Below are 14944 nucleotides of genomic sequence, written 5' to 3' on the forward strand. Positions count from 1 at the left end.
GAATCCCTTGTCTCGCCTCCACATGGTGTAACGGTAAGGCCAATGCAAGCCCTCCGGAATGCGCCGCCGGCAACCGCTTTCACGCCAATTCAGGCAGTTGTGCCGAAAGGTTGTGAAGATCGAGCAAGGCGGCTATGCCGCTCACCAACTCAGGGAATGATCACCAACGACATGACCAGCGCGCTGCCCTTCGACGATTTTCGCAATCTTCTTGCGACCCTGCCGCCGGCCGACACGGCGGCCGAAGCCCGCGTCCGTTCGCTGTTTGCAAAGGCCGACAAGCCCAAAGGTTCACTCGGCCGCATCGAAGACATCGCCGCGTGGCTTGCCGCCTGGAGCGGTCGTGCGCCGCCGGCGGTGAACCGGCCCCTGGTGGGGATCTTCGCCGGCAATCATGGTGTCGCTCGGCACGGCATTTCGCCGCGGCCTGTCGCTGCCACGGCGAACGAGGTCGAGCTTTGCGCGGCGGGCGGTGCTGCGGTCAACCAGATCTGCATCGCCAACGATCTGGGGCTGAAAGTGTTCGATCTTGCGCTGCACATTCCGACCGCTGACATCACCGAGGATGCAGCACTTGACGAGCGCGGCTGCGCCGCCACCATGGCTTTCGGCATGGAAGCGGTCGCCGGCGGCACCGATCTGCTTTGCCTTGGCGATGTCGGTGTCGGCAATTCCACCGTCGCCGCCGCCTTGTGTGCGGCGCTGTTCGGCGGCAGTGGCGCCGATTGGGTTGGACCCGGATCGGGCGCGGATGCGGCGATGCAGGCACGGAAGGCCGAGGTGGTCGATGCCGCGCTGGCCTTCCACGGCACAAGCCTGAGGGATCCGCTCGAAGCGCTGCGCCGGGTTGGCGGCCGTGAATTGGCAGCGATCGCCGGCGCCATCCTCGCCGCCCGGATGCAGAAGATTCCGGTGCTGCTCGATGGATTGGTGGCGACCGCCGCCGCCGCGGTGCTCCAGGTAGCCAGTCCGGCTGCGCTCGACCATTGCCTGCTTGCCAGCCTGTCGCCGGAACCCGCGCATGGCCGGGCCGCCGAGCGGCTCGGCTTGCGCCCGCTGCTTGATCTCGGCGTGAGCCACGGTGAGGGGGCAGGGGCGGCCCTTGCCGCGGGCCTGGTCAAGGCGGCGGCGCTCACCAGCTCGGGCATGGCGGCGGCGGTTCGCGACAGGTGATGAGAGTCTAAGGCTGGCACTGCGCCGGAAGCCACAGGTTCGTCTCGGCCGTCACGCTCCAGTGTCAGGTCAATCTCGTGAACCCATCATCGCTCCAGCGCTCACTGCCCACTCCGTGGTGCACGAAGAAGAGGCCGTGCGGATCGTATCTGTCCTTCACCGCGAGAAGCTTGACGTAATTCGAACCCCAAAAGGCGTCTCGCCACCTTTCATCGAAGAAATCGCTTTCCGCCACATATGAGCCGACGTCCGGTATTAGCTTGCGCACTTCGTTCATAGCCTTGTCGATTGCACTCGCATCTCGACGGGCAGCCGCCAGGTTGGGTTCGCGACCGGCAATGCCGGGGTATGCCGGCGGTCCCTCGGCGCCGCTGATGGCCAGGGCGAAGGCATCCAGCACCACCGGATTGGTCGCCGTCTGGCGGGCGGCGTCAATCACCTCGGCAGGAGCGCCCGCAAGACCCTTGTTGACATGCAGGGAGACAGTCCAGTGGCGGGTAGCCGCGAACAGGGCGTCGGCAAGGTTCTGCTGCCGGTCCGTCTGGAGAAGGGATGACGGAATCCATGCAGACTGGTAGCCATGCAGAACCTGTCCCGTCTCCTCCAGATTGCTTGCCCAGAATATGTTGGCCTTGCCGGCATCGGGGCGGTCGTCAGCGAGCACCAGTCCGGGTATTTTCTTGAGAAATTCGGGATCCCAGAAATTTCGAGCCGGGGCGGCAATGATCACCGGCTCCGCCTCGAGGCTGAAATCCTGCGGCGAGCCGGCCACCCAGTCGAAGAATGGCCGCCAGAGCGTCTCAGCCTGCTGTTGGTCCAGACCTTGGAATACCATCGCGATCGCGAGAACGTTGCCCGGCCGGAAGGCAATCTGCTCGCCCCAGTGAGGATTGAGCAGCGCCTTGCTGTAGAATTCCACGATCTTTACGATCAGTCGGTGGAAGGCGGCGTCCGACGTCGCGCCGATCGTGGTGAACACGGCGCCGAAGAATTCCGGCAACTCGTGCGTCCGCAGCGTGAGCCGGGTCACGACCCCGAGGCTTCCGCCACCGCCACCCTTGATCCCCCAGAACAGGTCCCGATTTGTGCATGCGTTGGCGATTGTAATGGCGCCATCGGCAGTGACGATCTCCGCTTCCAGCAGGCTCGCCGCCGCCATTCCATAGGCCTTCGAGAAACTTCCAAACCCGCCACTTTGGATCAGGCCCGCGACGCCGACCGTCAGGCAACCGCCGCCCTGGACATAGCGCCCCGCTTTCGTGGTGACAGCGTCATAGATCTGCCCCCAGATTGCGCCCGCTTCGATCGTGACTGCCGGCTGCGGCGGTTGTCGTCCGGCGCATCCAACACCGACGAATGAATCGTGCACGGTGATGGCGTTCATCTTCCGGGTCCAGATCAACAAGGAGTCCGCGGCATTGGATGTGCCTTGGTAGCTATGGCCGCCGCCCTTCACCACGAGCCGCAGATTGTTGTCACGGGCGAAATTGACCGCCGCCACGACATCATCGTTCGTTCGGGCAACGACTGCATATTCGCTGGGTTGCGATGTCCAGCCGTCGACCCAGCCAAGCGTCTGTGTCAACCCGACCTCGTCGCCGAGGTAATAGGGGTTCTTCAGTTCCTTGAAGACATCCGTGCAGCGGGGATCTGACGGCGCCTTCATGCATGCGGCGAGCGGCGGCTGGATCTTTACGAGTTGCCCCCCGACTTGCCGGCCAAGCCGGTCCCAACTTACTTTCGCTGGCCATTCCAGGTCGGCCGGACGGACGCGCGACGTGGGACGGGCCGCGGCCTGTGCCGGCCCGAGCATCCACGACCGCAAGAACGGGATCGCTGCCGCTGTCTGCAATAGACGTCTTCTGTTCATCTGATTGCCTTGGCCCCTGATTGCCTTGGCTCGGAAGACACGTTGGATAGCCTGCCTGGGCAAGGCTATTGCCAAATCGCCCTATCCGCAACGATTCAGGCGCCAGTGCCGGGTTTCGACGTGAGCCATTGCTCAGCGCCGGCGAGCGGCAACCGCCTTGGTCGGCAGTGCCGGCAATTCCTCCATCACCCGGCTCAACGGGAAGATGGCGATCGCCTCGGTGCCTTCGCGCAGTTTGGAATGGAGTTCGAACTCGCCGCCATGCATGGCGAGCAGGCCCTGGACGATCGGCAGGCCAAGCCCGGTGCCTTGTTCGGCGCTCTTGATGGCGATCGAGCCCTGGCCGAAGGCGGACAGCACGACCGGAATCTCGTCTTCCGGTATGCCCGGGCCATTGTCCTTGACGGAGAGATATTGGCCGCCGCCCGCAGTCCAGCCGACGCGCACGCGGATTTCACCGCCAGTCCCGGTGAATTTGATCGCATTCGATAGGAGGTTGAGCGCGATCTGCCGCACCGCGCGTTCGTCGGCGAACAGGCGCGGCAAGGCGCTTTCGAAATCCTGTACGATACGAATGTCCTTGTTGCGCGCCTTCAGCTCCATCATATGACAGCAATCCTCGACGACGGAGAGCAGCATCATCGGCTCTTCGTTGAGCTGATAGCGGCCCGCCTCGATGCGCGACAGGTCGAGGATTTCGTTGATCAGATCGAGCAGATGCTGACCGGACTCGTGGACATCACGAGCGTAGTCGCGATAAGTCGGGTTGCTCATCGGTCCGAGCACCTCGTTCGCCATCACCTCTGAGAAACCAAGAATGGCGTTGAGCGGCGTCCGCAGCTCGTGGCTCATCGAGGCCAAAAACCGCGACTTTGCCAGATTGGCGTCTTCCGCCCGTCGCCGCGCCTCATCCGACATCGATTTCGCCGTCTCCAATTCGGCGACCAGCGCATCTTTTTCGGACCGGAACGAGAGCACCATCAAGGACGCGCGATTGAGATGGCGCGCCACATAGGCGAAGAAGGGCAGTGAGACGATCAGCAACCCGGCCATGATCAGCTCGACCGGCATCCAGTGCCGCGCGCCAGCATAGGCGTAGGCCGCCACCGGAACGGCGAAGGTCGACAGCAGCGCACCGCGCAGCGATGACGCTGTGATCGCGGTCGCCGCCATGGCAAGCAGCAGCACCACCGCCTTGATGAGCTGGAACTGGTCGACCTGGCAAGCATCGCAACCGAGCCAGGCGAACCAAGCCCAGCCCAGGCCGCAAAGGAAATGGCCTATCAAGAAATCACTGTGCGTTTGCAGCGGGTTGAGTTCGGCAGCTTCCGTCCGATCGACGCGCCTCGCCATGAACACGACGATGGCGTAGCAGATGAGTGTAAAGAGAACCCAGACGCCAATTTCCCTACCCACCCCAGCAAACAGGCCCGTCGCCGCGGCTGCCAGGACGAGAAGCGGAACGACGATCGCGTTGCCTGTCATCGCATGGGCGTGGAGCTTCAAAAGCTCGCGGTCGAAATCGGGATTGCCTGCCTGCTGCGAAAGACGGTCGCGCGTCTTGCGCACCGCGCGCGCCACATCGCTGTTGCGATGGGGTTTCCTGCGGTCCACAATAAACTTGTCCGCTGTGGTCGAGCGTTGCAAGGGCATGGAGACTTCAATTTATGCGCGCAGCGGTTTCAAAGTGTTAAGCTACGTTCGAATGATTAACCAACGGTTTGCCATATGAGCCGTTCGTGGTCGCGACGACCGCGACAGCGATACGTACCGCCGCGGCCGCGAAGCCTGTGGCGCCGGCTGATGGACTACGCACTGACCGTCATCGTTCTCGGTCTGCTGATCGTTCTGGCGGCGCGCCTTGACCGGATCGAGACGCGCCGGACGGAGGGGGCCGCCGTCGTCAATGACGGCGATACGATCACGCTCGGTACCGAGCGCATCCGCATGCGCGGCATCGACGCACCGGAGTATTCGCAAACCTGCCGCAAAGACGGCGCCGACTATCCCTGCGGCAAGCTGGCGCGGCAGTCGCTGGTGCGGCTGATATCAGGCAAACCCGTCTCCTGCACCGGCTGGCAGCGCGACCGATACGGCCGGCTGCTTGGCGATTGCAAGGCCGGCGACAAGGATCTCAACCGCGCCCAGGTCGAGACCGGCTGGGCGGTTGCCTATGGCGATTTCGAAACCGAGGAAGCCGCCGCACGTTCCGGCAAAGCCGGCATCTGGGCCGGCACTTTCGACGAGCCACACGATTGGCGCGAGAGCCACGATCGTGAGGTGATCGAGAGAAAGCACGGCACTTTGGCTTCGATCGGCGATGCTTTGCGAGAAATTTTTCGCTTCTGATGAGGAACGCTATAATTGTTGGAGCAAACCGGGAGAATGGAATGAAGCTGTTCGATGGTGGCCGCGCACCCAATCCAAGGCGGGTTCGGGTTTTCCTCGCAGAGAAGGGGATCGAGGTTCCGCTGGTGCCCATCGATATGGGCGCGCTCGGACATAAGCAGGAGCCGGTCAGTTCGCGCAATCCGCTGCAGCGTCTGCCGGTGCTCGAGCTGGACGACGGCACCGTCATCACCGAATCCGTCGCCATCTGCCGCTATTTCGAGGAACTGCATCCGGAGCCGGCTTTGTTCGGGCGCGGCGCGCTCGGCAAGGCGCTGGTCGAGATGTGGCAAAGACGCATGGAACTCAACCTGCTCGGTTGCGTCGCCGCCGCGTTTCGGCACATCCACCCTGCGATGAGGGAGTGGGAGGTTCCGCAAATCCCCGAATGGGGCGAGGCCAACAAACCGAAAGCTGTCGGATTCCTGAAACTTCTCGACGAGGAGTTGGCGGACCGGGAGTTCGTCGCCGGCGATGCCTATTCGATCGCCGATATCACCGGGTTGATTGCCATCGATTTCATGAAGCCGGCGCGCATCAAGGTGCCGGAAGACTGCGCCAATGTGCTGCGCTGGCACCAGGCGATCTCCAGCCGGCCGAGCGCCGCCGCCTGAGCATGAGTGAAGAACTGGAAAACTTCGCGGCGACGGTACGCGCTTGCCGTATCTGCGTCGAAAACCCGGTCGGCCGGCCGTTGCCGCACGAGCCGCGCCCGGTGCTGCGGCCCTCGTCGAGCGCCCGCATCCTGATTGCCAGCCAGGCGCCGGGCACCAAGGTGCATATGTCAGGCATGCCGTTCACCGATGCATCGGGTGATCGGTTGCGAAGCTGGCTGGGCGTCACCGGCGAAGAATTCTACGACACGACAAAATTCGCCATTGTGCCGATGGGCTTTTGCTTTCCCGGCCAAGATGCCAAGGGCGGCGACCTGCCGCCGCGCCGCGAATGCGCACCAGCCTGGCGTGTGCCGCTGATGGCGCTGATGCCGCGCATCGATCTGGTGCTGACGATCGGCAGCTATGCGCAATCCTGGCACATGGGCGCCGCGCGCCGCGCCTCGCTGACGGAGACGGTGATGGATTGGCGCGCCATATGGGATGCGCCCAGCAACCCGAAAGTGCTGCCGCTGCCACATCCGTCGTGGCGCAACACCGGCTGGCTGAAGCGCAATCCGTGGTTTGAAATGGATTTGCTGCCGTTTCTGAGATCGGAAATCCGCTATCGCCTCGGGTAAGGCGTGAGCAAGAAATCACTCGCTTTTGCGGCATCTGGCAGAATTTCTTTCTTGTGAACGGCCCAAATAAGAGGGACTATAGCCAATCTATTCCTAGTCATCCCCATGGGAGCGCCCAATGGACCGCCTTGACAGAAAAATCCTCCGCCTCTTGCAGGAGGACGCGACGCTCGCGGTCGCCGATGTCGCCAAGAAAGTCGGGCTGTCGACGACGCCCTGCTGGCGGCGCATCCAGAAGCTCGAGGAGGAAGGCGTCATCAAGCGGCGCGTTGCCATCCTCGATCATGAAAAGGTGAATGTGCGGGTCACCGTATTCGTGTCGATCCGCACGAATTCGCATAGCCATGAATGGCTGCGGCGCTTTTCGGAGGTTATCCAGGAATTTCCGGAGGTGGTCGAGTTCTACCGCATGAGCGGCGACGTAGACTATCTCTTGCGCGTGGTGGTGCCCGACATTGCTGCTTACGACGCCTTCTACAAGCGGCTGATCGCCAAGATCGAGATTCGCGACGTGTCGTCTTCGTTCGCCATGGAGCAGATCAAGTACACGACCGAAATGCCGCTGGACTACATGGTTCTTGACAAGGAATCGGGCGCCAACGCCGCCTGAGGTTTTTTTGCTTAGTTCTTCTTTTTGTTGAGAAAACGCCACGGCGAGTTTGCCGGCTGCGTGATGGTGTCGGGGACCGCATCGACGTCCACCACTTCCGCCTTGCGCACTGCGTAGCCCGACTGGATGACGCTGGCGCCGTCGAGGATGAACAGCTGACTTTTCTCCATGCCCGGCCGCAAGGTGCCGGTCACGGAAACGGGCTGGTAGGCCTTAGACATCCTGTAGGGGCGGGAGGGCGTGACGAGCACGATCTGATTGGGCGGGGGCGTCGGCATGTGGCTGCACGCACCCGTCCACGGCACCAGCAGGAACTGGTAGACGAGATCGCCCTCGCGATCGACCGGCAGCGCGTACCCCGCCAGTTGGACCGTCTTGTCCTGCAGATTGAGAGACAGCGTCTCGCCATGGTCGGGCATTTTTGCCGCGACCATCGGCAATCCGACACTCTCGGCGGCGGGCTGGGCCGCCGGACGCAAATCCCTCCAGAATATGCGTGCGGCTTCGGCGGAAGCGCTCGCTGTGTCGAAGCAAAGCAACAAGGCCGCGACGGCCGCGGGCAATCCCAACCACTTCGTCATCCGCTCGCCTTTTCGCCCAATAAAGCCGTCGCCGTCCACGGCGTCAACGTCCCAACTGCATCGCATGCCGATGCGGATTTTGCCCGTCAGCCTTTCCTGGCGAGCCGATCGAGCGTTCTGGCATCGGAAAGTTCCTTCACGGCATCCTTGCCGATCCAGCGCGCCGTCTTGTCGGTCGAGGTCGCCAGCTTTTGCGCCAGGGCAAGGGCAGGGGCGTGCAAATTCATCGATCGCTTGCCGATCGAACGAAGCGCCCAGTTTACCGCCTTCTTCACAAAATTTCGGCCGTCGGTGGCATGCGCTTCAATGATCGGCAGGAAATCGAGGAAAGTCGATTCTGGTTCCTTCTTCCGGTGGACGACCGACCAGGCCATCATGGCAAATGCCGTGCGTCGAACGAATTCCCGTTCGTCGGCCGCGAACTCGCCTATCAGTTCCCTCCAGGAATCCGTGTCGACAAAGAGATCGGAGACGCCGTCGACGATATCCCAAGAATCAAAAGTCGCCGCCCATTGCCTTGCATCCGCGGCAGAGAACCGCTTCGGATCGGCCGTGACGGAAGCGATGAATTGCGCTTCCATGATGCCTGTCCGCCATAGCTCGAAGGCACGCTCATGGTTGCGCTTGATTTTCTTGGCAATCTGCCGCTGCACACCATGCGGGATGCCGAGCGCACGTTCGATCTTGATGCCATAGCGCAGCATGCCGCGGCGATTCTCCTCCGAGCCGATCGAGCGCAGATGGGCGACAATCTCCTCGGCGCTGGATTGAGGCGAAAGCTCGACCACGGCGAACGCTATTTTTCCAATCGCGCCAGCAAAGAGGACGTATCCCAGCGCTTGCCGCCCATCGCCTGAACGTCCTTGTAGAACTGGTCAATCAGTGCCGTCACCGGCAGCTTGGCGCCGTTGCGGTCGGCTTCCGCCAGGCAGATGCCGAGATCCTTGCGCATCCAGTCGACGGCGAAGCCAAAATCATATTTGTCGGCATTCATCGTCTTGTGGCGGTTCTCCATCTGCCACGAACCGGCCGCCCCCTTGGAAATCACCTCGATGACCTTTTCGATGTCGAGCCCGGCCTTCTTGCCGAAATGAATACCCTCAGCCAATCCCTGCACCAATCCGGCGATGCAGATCTGGTTGATCATCTTGGTGAGTTGGCCGGCACCGGCCGGGCCCATCAGCCCGATCATGCGGGCATAGGCATCGATGACAGGCTTCGCCTCGTCGAAGGCTTTTTGCTCGCCGCCGACCATGACGGTCAGCACGCCATTTTCGGCGCCTGCCTGACCGCCGGAGACCGGTGCGTCGAGGAATGAAAACCCGCGCGCTTGCGCCTTCTCCGCCAGTTCGCGCGCGACTTCGGCCGAGGCCGTGGTGTTGTCGATGAAAATCGCTCCCTTCTTCATCGTCTGGAAAGCACCCTCGGCGCCGATCGTTACCGCACGCAGGTCGTCGTCATTGCCAACGCAGGAAAAGACAAAGTCCTTGCCGTCGGCCGCCTCAGTCGGCGTCCTGGCGGCACTGCCGCCATGCTGGTCAACCCATTGCTCGGCCTTTGCCTTGGTGCGGTTATAGACGGTGACGTCGTGGCCGCCCTTGTTCCTGAGATGTCCGGCCATTGGATAGCCCATGACGCCAAGACCGAGAAATGCCACCGATGCCATGTTTTCGAATCCTTTTAGAAGCCAGCTTTCCGGCTTTTTAGCGGATCAGGCAAGGCTATGGGAGTCAGCGTTGCAGATGGATCGTGATGCGCCGTTCGATCCATTCGACTGCGTGGCGCAGTGTTTCGACAATGATCAGATAGATGATCGCCGCCCAGACATAGGACTGGAAGTCGAAAGTGCGCGAATAGGTGAGCTTCGTGATGCCCATCAGATCATAGACGGTGATGATGGCGACGATTGCCGAGCCCTTGATCATCAGGATGATCTCGTTGCCGTAGGGTCGCAGCGCCACGATCAGTGCCTGCGGCAGGATGATCTTCCACATCGTCTGCAATTTGTGCAGGCCGAGCGAGGCGGCGCCCTCCCACTGGCCCCTGGGCACGCTCTGGATCGCGCCGCGCAGGATTTCGGCCTGATAGGCGGCAGTGTTGAGCGAGAAGGCGAAGATTGCACAGTTGAACGCCTCGCGGAAAAAACCCCAGAGGCCGACCATCTCGAGTTGCGGCCGGAAAGAACCGACGCCGTAATAGACAAGGAAGGTCTGGGCCAGCAACGGCGTGCCGCGGAAGAAATAGACATAGGCATAGGCCAGACCCGAGAGAATCCGGCTCCTCGACATGCGGGCATAAGCGATCGGCACCGACAGGATCGCACCAAGCACGATCGAGATGGCGACAAGCAGCAGAGTGATGCCAAGCCCCGATACATAACCGGGCGCGTATTTCCTGAAAAGCTCGCCATTCCAGGCGAGAACGAGGTAGGCGGCGATCCCAGCGAGAAAAACGATCCACAGACAGACCAGCCCATAGCCGAGAACGCGTTGCCGAGGCCAGCCGCGGGGCAGAGCCGGCGGCCGGTCGACCTTGGTGGCGTCCGTGGCGGTAGCGCTCATCGCTGCACCTGCTGACGACCTACCGCACGTTCGATCGCGTTGATGCCGAAGGATGATATGATGGCGAGGAGCAGATAGATAAGAGCGGCGACACCGAAGAACAGGAAGGCGTGCTTGGTCACGCGGGCGGCGACGCCCGCTTGCCGCAATATGTCGGTAAGACCGATAGCGGACACCAGGGCAGTGTCCTTGAGCAGGATGAGCCACAGGTTGGCAAGACCCGGTAGCGCGATACGGATAAGCTGCGGCAGCACCACAAGCCGCATCGTCTGCCAGCCCGACAGGCCAACCGAATAGCCGCCCTCATACTGTCCGTTCGGGATGGCGCGGAACGCGGAAAGGAAGACCTCACTGGCGTAGGACGAGAAGACGACGCCGAGCGCGATCATGCCGGAAACAAAAGCGTTCACTTCGACCGCGGCGGTCGGGTCATACAGGCGCATCACTTGCTGGATGCCGATTTGCGCGCCGTAAAAGATGATGAACAGGGTCAGCAACTCGGGCAATCCACGAAAGATGGTGGTGTAGATATTGCCGGCCAGCCGCAGTGACGGCTCACTCGATTGCTTGGCCAGTGCGACCAGAAAGCCGATCACCAGACCGACAGGCAGGGTCGCGGCTGCAAGTGAAACTGTGATGAAAACGCCATAGGCGATGTCGTCGAGCCAGCCTTCGGGTCCCCAACTGAGCAGCGTCCAAACGCTTTGCATCCGCCTGCCTGGTCTCCTTTATGGGGTCTTTTGAGAGCAACGCGGCGTCACCCCTCGTGCGCCGTTCCTTATGCGAACGGCGGGAAAATCCCGCCGTTCGCTATCAGATCCATAAGGATCAGGACTCGCCGCCGTAGACGTCGAACTTGAAGTACTTGTCGTTGATTTCCTTGTACTTTCCATTGGCGCGGATGGCATCGATCGCCGCATTGAACTGATTGACCAGCTCGGTTTCGCCCTTGCGCACGGCAATACCGGCGCCCGGACCATGTATCTTGATGTCAGGCGTAATCGCACCGATCAGCTTGCAGCAGGCGCCGTCCGGCGTAGCAAGCCAGCCTTCGAGAACAGTGATATCGTCGTTGACCGCATCGACGCGGCCATTGGCCAGATCGAGCTGGTATTCCTGCGCGGTCGGGTAAGGCTTGATCGTGCTGTCGGTGTAGGTTGCGGTCGAATAGTTGAAATGCGTGGTCGAACCCTGCACGCCGATCGTCTTGCCGGCCAGGTCCTCCTTGGTCACGCCCTTGATGTCGCTGTCCTTGGGCGCGACGATCGCCGGCGGCGTGTTGTAGTATTTGTTGGTGAAGTCGACCTTCTCGGCACGCTCCGGCGTGATCGACATCGAGGCGATGATGGCGTCGAACTTGCCGGCCTGAAGCGCCGGGATGATGCCATCCCAATCCTGCGCGACGAACGTGCACTTCACCTTCATCTCATCGCAAAGCGCCTTGGCGATGTCGACGTCGAAGCCCTCGAGCTGGCCATCGGCGGTCAGGTTGTTGAATGGCGGATAGGCCCCCTCCGTGCCGATCCTGAGGGTTTTTTCCTGAGCCTGGGCAACGCCAAGCGTCAGCAGCGCGGCCGATGCGGCGAGCGCTATACGCAATGCAGTACGCATGATGGTCCTCTCTATGTGTCCCGGCCGTCGTTCCAAACGGCTCTGTGGGCGGTGCTTTTGACCGCCCGCTGGCTCGATACTCCCACTCTTTTCCAAGAAAAAGCAACTGCAAAACCACTGCTTTCGGGATTTTGCATTCGCGGATAATGCTGACGCAGGGGCAGGCAAGGTAACGGAGAAAGAGGGTGGTCGAATGCTCCTTCGGCAACCCTCAGCGCGTCAAACCGGTCGTGCGCTCGATGAAGTCGGCTACCGATTTCGTATCGTCGAGATCGAAGACCGGCAGATTTTCGTCCGCTATGGCGAAGTCGGCTGCAATGGCGACGATATGCGGATCATTTGCCGAAAGCGGGGCCTGGTCCTTAGCCTCCAGCCGCCGCGTTTCGATCTTGCTGTGCGCCTCGCGCTTGTAACCCTCGACCAGCACGATGTCGCAGGTGCCGAGTCGCGACAGGATCGCTTCCAGCGTCGGCTCGTCCTCGTCACGCAATTCATGCATCAGCGCCCAGCGCCTGTCCGACACGATCGCGACTTCCGAGGCCCCCGCCTGCCTATGGCGAAAGCTGTCCGCCCCTGGTTTGTCGATGTCGAAATCATGATGGGCATGTTTCACCGTCGAGACTTTCCAGCCGCGCTGGGCAAGTTCGGCGACCAGCTTTTCGGTCAGTGTCGTCTTGCCGGAATTCTTCCAGCCGGTGATGCCGAAGACGCGTCTCATCATGGTTCCATGCTCTGCAACAGACGTTCTGCTTCGGCAAGATCGTCGGGCGTATTGATGTTGAAGAAAGGGTCGATCTCGTGCCCGCCGGTGTCCCACATCGGAAAATCGACATCGACAAAGCCGTGCCGCTCGATGAAGGCAGAGACCCGCCTATTGTCTTCATCGACCAGGAAACGGCGCAAGGCGTCGTGCAGACCAAGCGGCCAGAGCGCGAATGTCGGATGCCGCTTGCCACCCGAACTGGCGACAGCGATCGCGTCGGGACGTTCGTTGACCACCGCGGCCAGCCGCCCGACCACATCCTCGGGAAAGAACGGCGTGTCGCCGGCGACAGTGACGACTGCACTGCAAGCCATGGACGCCCACTCAAGGCCGGTCAGGATGCCGGCAAGCGGTCCCGCGTAGCCCTCAACCGTATCGGCAAGCACCGGCAGTCCGAACCCGGCAAAGCGTGTCAGATCGCCGTTGGCGCTCAGCGCCAGCGGTCCGACCTGTGGGGCAAGGCGCGCGACGACATGGTCGAGCACGCGGCGGCCTCCCAGCGCAAGCAGGCTTTTGTCGCCACCGCCCATTCGCCGCGACTGGCCACCGGCTAGAATGATCCCTGCAATGTCTCGGTTCATCGTCCGCCTCGCCGACCCGGGGGGCTCGTCTATATGCCGTCCGGCGCCATATCAGGTCCAGCGCTTTCGGCGGCAGTCTTTTGCCGGCCGACGATGCGTTCGCGGTAAAGTGCGTAGAGGCCGGAGCCGACGATGACGGTGGCGCCGAGTGTCATCGGCAGGTCGGGGACGTCGCCGAAGATGAACAGGCCAAGCAGGATCGAGCAGAGCAGGGCTGTGTAGCGGAACGGGGCGATGAACGAGATGTCGCCCACCCGCATCGCCATGATGATGAACTGGTAACCGGTGACCACGAGCACTGCCGCCAGTGCCAGCAGCGCCGTGCTTTTTCCCGCCATCGGTGTCCATCCCCCCATTGGCGAAAGCAGCGCCGCCCCCAGCACCGTCATGGCGAGTGCCGTGGCGGTCGACACCAGCAATGTCGGAATGGCTTGTGGTATCCGCTTGGTGGCAAGGTCACGCACCGCGCAACAGACGACGCAGGCGAGCGCCAGCAGCGAATAGACACTGAATCCCTCGAAGCCGGGCCGCACGATGATCAGCACGCCGGCAAAACCGATGGCGATGGCCAACCAGCGCCGCCAGCCGACGGTTTCGTTGAATACAAGTGCCGCGCCCATAGTCACCGCCAGCGGCAGCGCCTGCAGCACGGCCGAGACATTGGCAATCGGCAGATGGGCAAGGGCGATGAGAAACGACACCGTAGCAGCGGCTTCGCTGGCGACGCGCACCGCAACCATCGGCTGCAGCATTGAGCCGGGAAGGGCAAGCGCACCGCGTTGCCAGGCAAGCAGGCCTACGAAAAGCGAAGCGAAGGCGCCGCGGATCAGCATGACCTGCGCCATGTTCATAGAGTCCGACTCGAATTTGGTGATCGCGTCGTTGAGGGTGAAGCCGACCATGGCCACCACCATGAACAGCGCGCCGCGCAGATTTGGCGAAAGAAGCAAAGGACGTTACCAGTTGTGCTTTGCATCAAGCCTGTAGCAGCCGATCACAAAACCGCAACGTCAAAGGGCTGGACCACAGCCTTTTGACCGCTAGGCTGGAACCTTCCGGTAAATCCGGCAACCGCATGCGGACAGGACTTTTTCTGGGCGTGACCGAAATGTTCACGGACCCCTGAGGCTGTCAGCTATCACTCCAACCAATGGGTCGTATTTCGATTTCAGAGCCGGCGGGTAATTGATCCAGACGCTGCGGATGACGCCGTCCATTCCGAACAGACGACGCTCGTAAAAGATGGTCCCGTCCTTGAGTCCCGACAGCACCGCCCAGTCCTTGCCGGTCCTGCTGTAGGTGATCTTATAGCTCGGCCCTTCGCTGGATTTCTCAGCGGCAATAAAACCTTTCGGGGTGTCGTCATCGATGTTGAAGATGCCGGAGCAGATCAGGCTGGCACCGTCCGCGCTGAGCCATTGCTGCCCGTCGCCATTCTCCGGCTCTGGCAAGCGATCGGTGAAAATCTCGTCGGGAAAGGTGCAGACGGTGCCAAAGCGCGCATTGGTATAAGTGAACGGCGCGGCGACCGCGTCGGTCGTCGCGATCGCCACCAAAAACGCGGAGATCGAA

Annotated in this window: 17 protein-coding genes; 5 read left to right on the plus strand and 12 right to left on the minus strand. The window is 61.7% G+C overall.

Annotated elements, in window-relative coordinates; translation table 11 throughout:
• Positions 1-171: 171 nt before the first annotated feature.
• On the plus strand, positions 172-1173 hold the full coding sequence (locus EJ066_RS23425; protein ID WP_126044019.1) for a nicotinate-nucleotide--dimethylbenzimidazole phosphoribosyltransferase: 1002 nt from the start codon (positions 172-174) through the stop codon (positions 1171-1173).
• Between the two features lie 64 nt (positions 1174-1237).
• On the opposite strand, the gene EJ066_RS23430 is transcribed toward EJ066_RS23425, so the two are convergent.
• Both EJ066_RS23430 and EJ066_RS23435 read right to left on the minus strand, forming a co-directional pair.
• On the minus strand, positions 1238-2986 hold the full coding sequence (locus EJ066_RS23430) for an FAD-binding oxidoreductase (RefSeq protein WP_245454963.1): 1749 nt from the start codon (positions 2984-2986) through the stop codon (positions 1238-1240).
• Between the two features lie 189 nt (positions 2987-3175).
• The gene (locus tag EJ066_RS23435; RefSeq protein WP_126042147.1) at positions 3176-4696 is read right to left on the minus strand and encodes a HAMP domain-containing sensor histidine kinase; all 1521 of its coding nucleotides are present in this window, start codon (positions 4694-4696) and stop codon (positions 3176-3178) included.
• 75 nt (positions 4697-4771) lie between these two features.
• Between EJ066_RS23435 and EJ066_RS23440 the strand changes: the two genes are divergently transcribed.
• From EJ066_RS23440 to EJ066_RS23455, 4 genes are all read left to right on the plus strand, one after another.
• A complete protein-coding gene (locus EJ066_RS23440; RefSeq protein ID WP_126042149.1) occupies positions 4772-5392 on the plus strand; it encodes a thermonuclease family protein in 621 nt (206 codons plus the stop codon).
• Between the two features lie 41 nt (positions 5393-5433).
• A complete protein-coding gene (locus tag EJ066_RS23445) occupies positions 5434-6045 on the plus strand; it encodes a glutathione S-transferase (RefSeq protein ID WP_126042151.1) in 612 nt (203 codons plus the stop codon).
• The gene (locus tag EJ066_RS23450) at positions 5985-6665 is read left to right on the plus strand and encodes a uracil-DNA glycosylase family protein (RefSeq protein WP_126044020.1); all 681 of its coding nucleotides are present in this window, start codon (positions 5985-5987) and stop codon (positions 6663-6665) included. Before EJ066_RS23445 ends, EJ066_RS23450 begins: the two co-directional genes overlap by 61 nt.
• Before the next feature lie 118 nt (positions 6666-6783).
• Positions 6784-7275, plus strand: a complete 492-nt coding sequence (locus tag EJ066_RS23455) for an Lrp/AsnC family transcriptional regulator (protein ID WP_006333679.1) — start codon at positions 6784-6786, stop codon at positions 7273-7275.
• An 11-nt stretch (positions 7276-7286) separates the two neighbouring features.
• Here the strand turns inward: EJ066_RS23455 and EJ066_RS23460 are convergent, their stop codons facing one another.
• The 10 genes from EJ066_RS23460 to EJ066_RS23505 all read right to left on the minus strand — a co-directional run bounded on the left by EJ066_RS23460 (position 7287) and on the right by EJ066_RS23505 (position 14925).
• Positions 7287-7856 (minus strand): DUF3299 domain-containing protein, encoded by a 570-nt coding sequence (locus EJ066_RS23460; protein WP_126044021.1) that lies wholly within the window; start codon positions 7854-7856, stop codon positions 7287-7289.
• A gap of 86 nt (positions 7857-7942) precedes the next feature.
• Positions 7943-8644, minus strand: a complete 702-nt coding sequence (locus EJ066_RS23465) for a DNA alkylation repair protein (RefSeq protein WP_126042153.1) — start codon at positions 8642-8644, stop codon at positions 7943-7945.
• Between the two features lie 8 nt (positions 8645-8652).
• Positions 8653-9522 (minus strand): NAD(P)-dependent oxidoreductase, encoded by an 870-nt coding sequence (locus EJ066_RS23470; RefSeq protein ID WP_126042156.1) that lies wholly within the window; start codon positions 9520-9522, stop codon positions 8653-8655.
• A 64-nt stretch (positions 9523-9586) separates the two neighbouring features.
• Positions 9587-10417 carry an ABC transporter permease gene (locus EJ066_RS23475; protein WP_126042158.1) on the minus strand — a complete coding sequence of 277 codons (831 nt, stop codon included), beginning with the start codon at positions 10415-10417 and terminating at the stop codon, positions 9587-9589.
• Positions 10414-11127: an ABC transporter permease gene (locus tag EJ066_RS23480; RefSeq protein WP_126042160.1), complete on the minus strand. Its 714-nt coding sequence runs from the start codon at positions 11125-11127 to the stop codon at positions 10414-10416. Before EJ066_RS23480 ends, EJ066_RS23475 begins: the two co-directional genes overlap by 4 nt.
• Positions 11128-11245: 118 nt before the next feature.
• Positions 11246-12028 carry an ABC transporter substrate-binding protein gene (locus EJ066_RS23485; protein WP_126042162.1) on the minus strand — a complete coding sequence of 261 codons (783 nt, stop codon included), beginning with the start codon at positions 12026-12028 and terminating at the stop codon, positions 11246-11248.
• Between the two features lie 211 nt (positions 12029-12239).
• Positions 12240-12749, minus strand: coding sequence for a molybdopterin-guanine dinucleotide biosynthesis protein B (gene mobB, locus EJ066_RS23490; protein WP_126042164.1), 510 nt, complete (start codon positions 12747-12749; stop codon positions 12240-12242).
• Positions 12746-13372 (minus strand): molybdenum cofactor guanylyltransferase MobA, encoded by a 627-nt coding sequence (mobA, locus tag EJ066_RS23495; protein WP_126042166.1) that lies wholly within the window; start codon positions 13370-13372, stop codon positions 12746-12748. Before mobA ends, mobB begins: the two co-directional genes overlap by 4 nt.
• A gap of 29 nt (positions 13373-13401) precedes the next feature.
• Complete coding sequence (locus EJ066_RS23500; RefSeq protein ID WP_126042168.1) at positions 13402-14322, minus strand: DMT family transporter; 921 nt, start codon at positions 14320-14322, stop codon at positions 13402-13404.
• A gap of 162 nt (positions 14323-14484) precedes the next feature.
• Entirely contained in the window at positions 14485-14925 is a 441-nt protein-coding gene (locus EJ066_RS23505) for a hypothetical protein (RefSeq protein WP_245455230.1), read from the minus strand.
• Positions 14926-14944 lie beyond the last annotated feature (19 nt).

Source organism: Mesorhizobium sp. M9A.F.Ca.ET.002.03.1.2 (assembly GCF_003952365.1).
Taxonomy (GTDB): Bacteria; Pseudomonadota; Alphaproteobacteria; order Rhizobiales; family Rhizobiaceae; genus Mesorhizobium.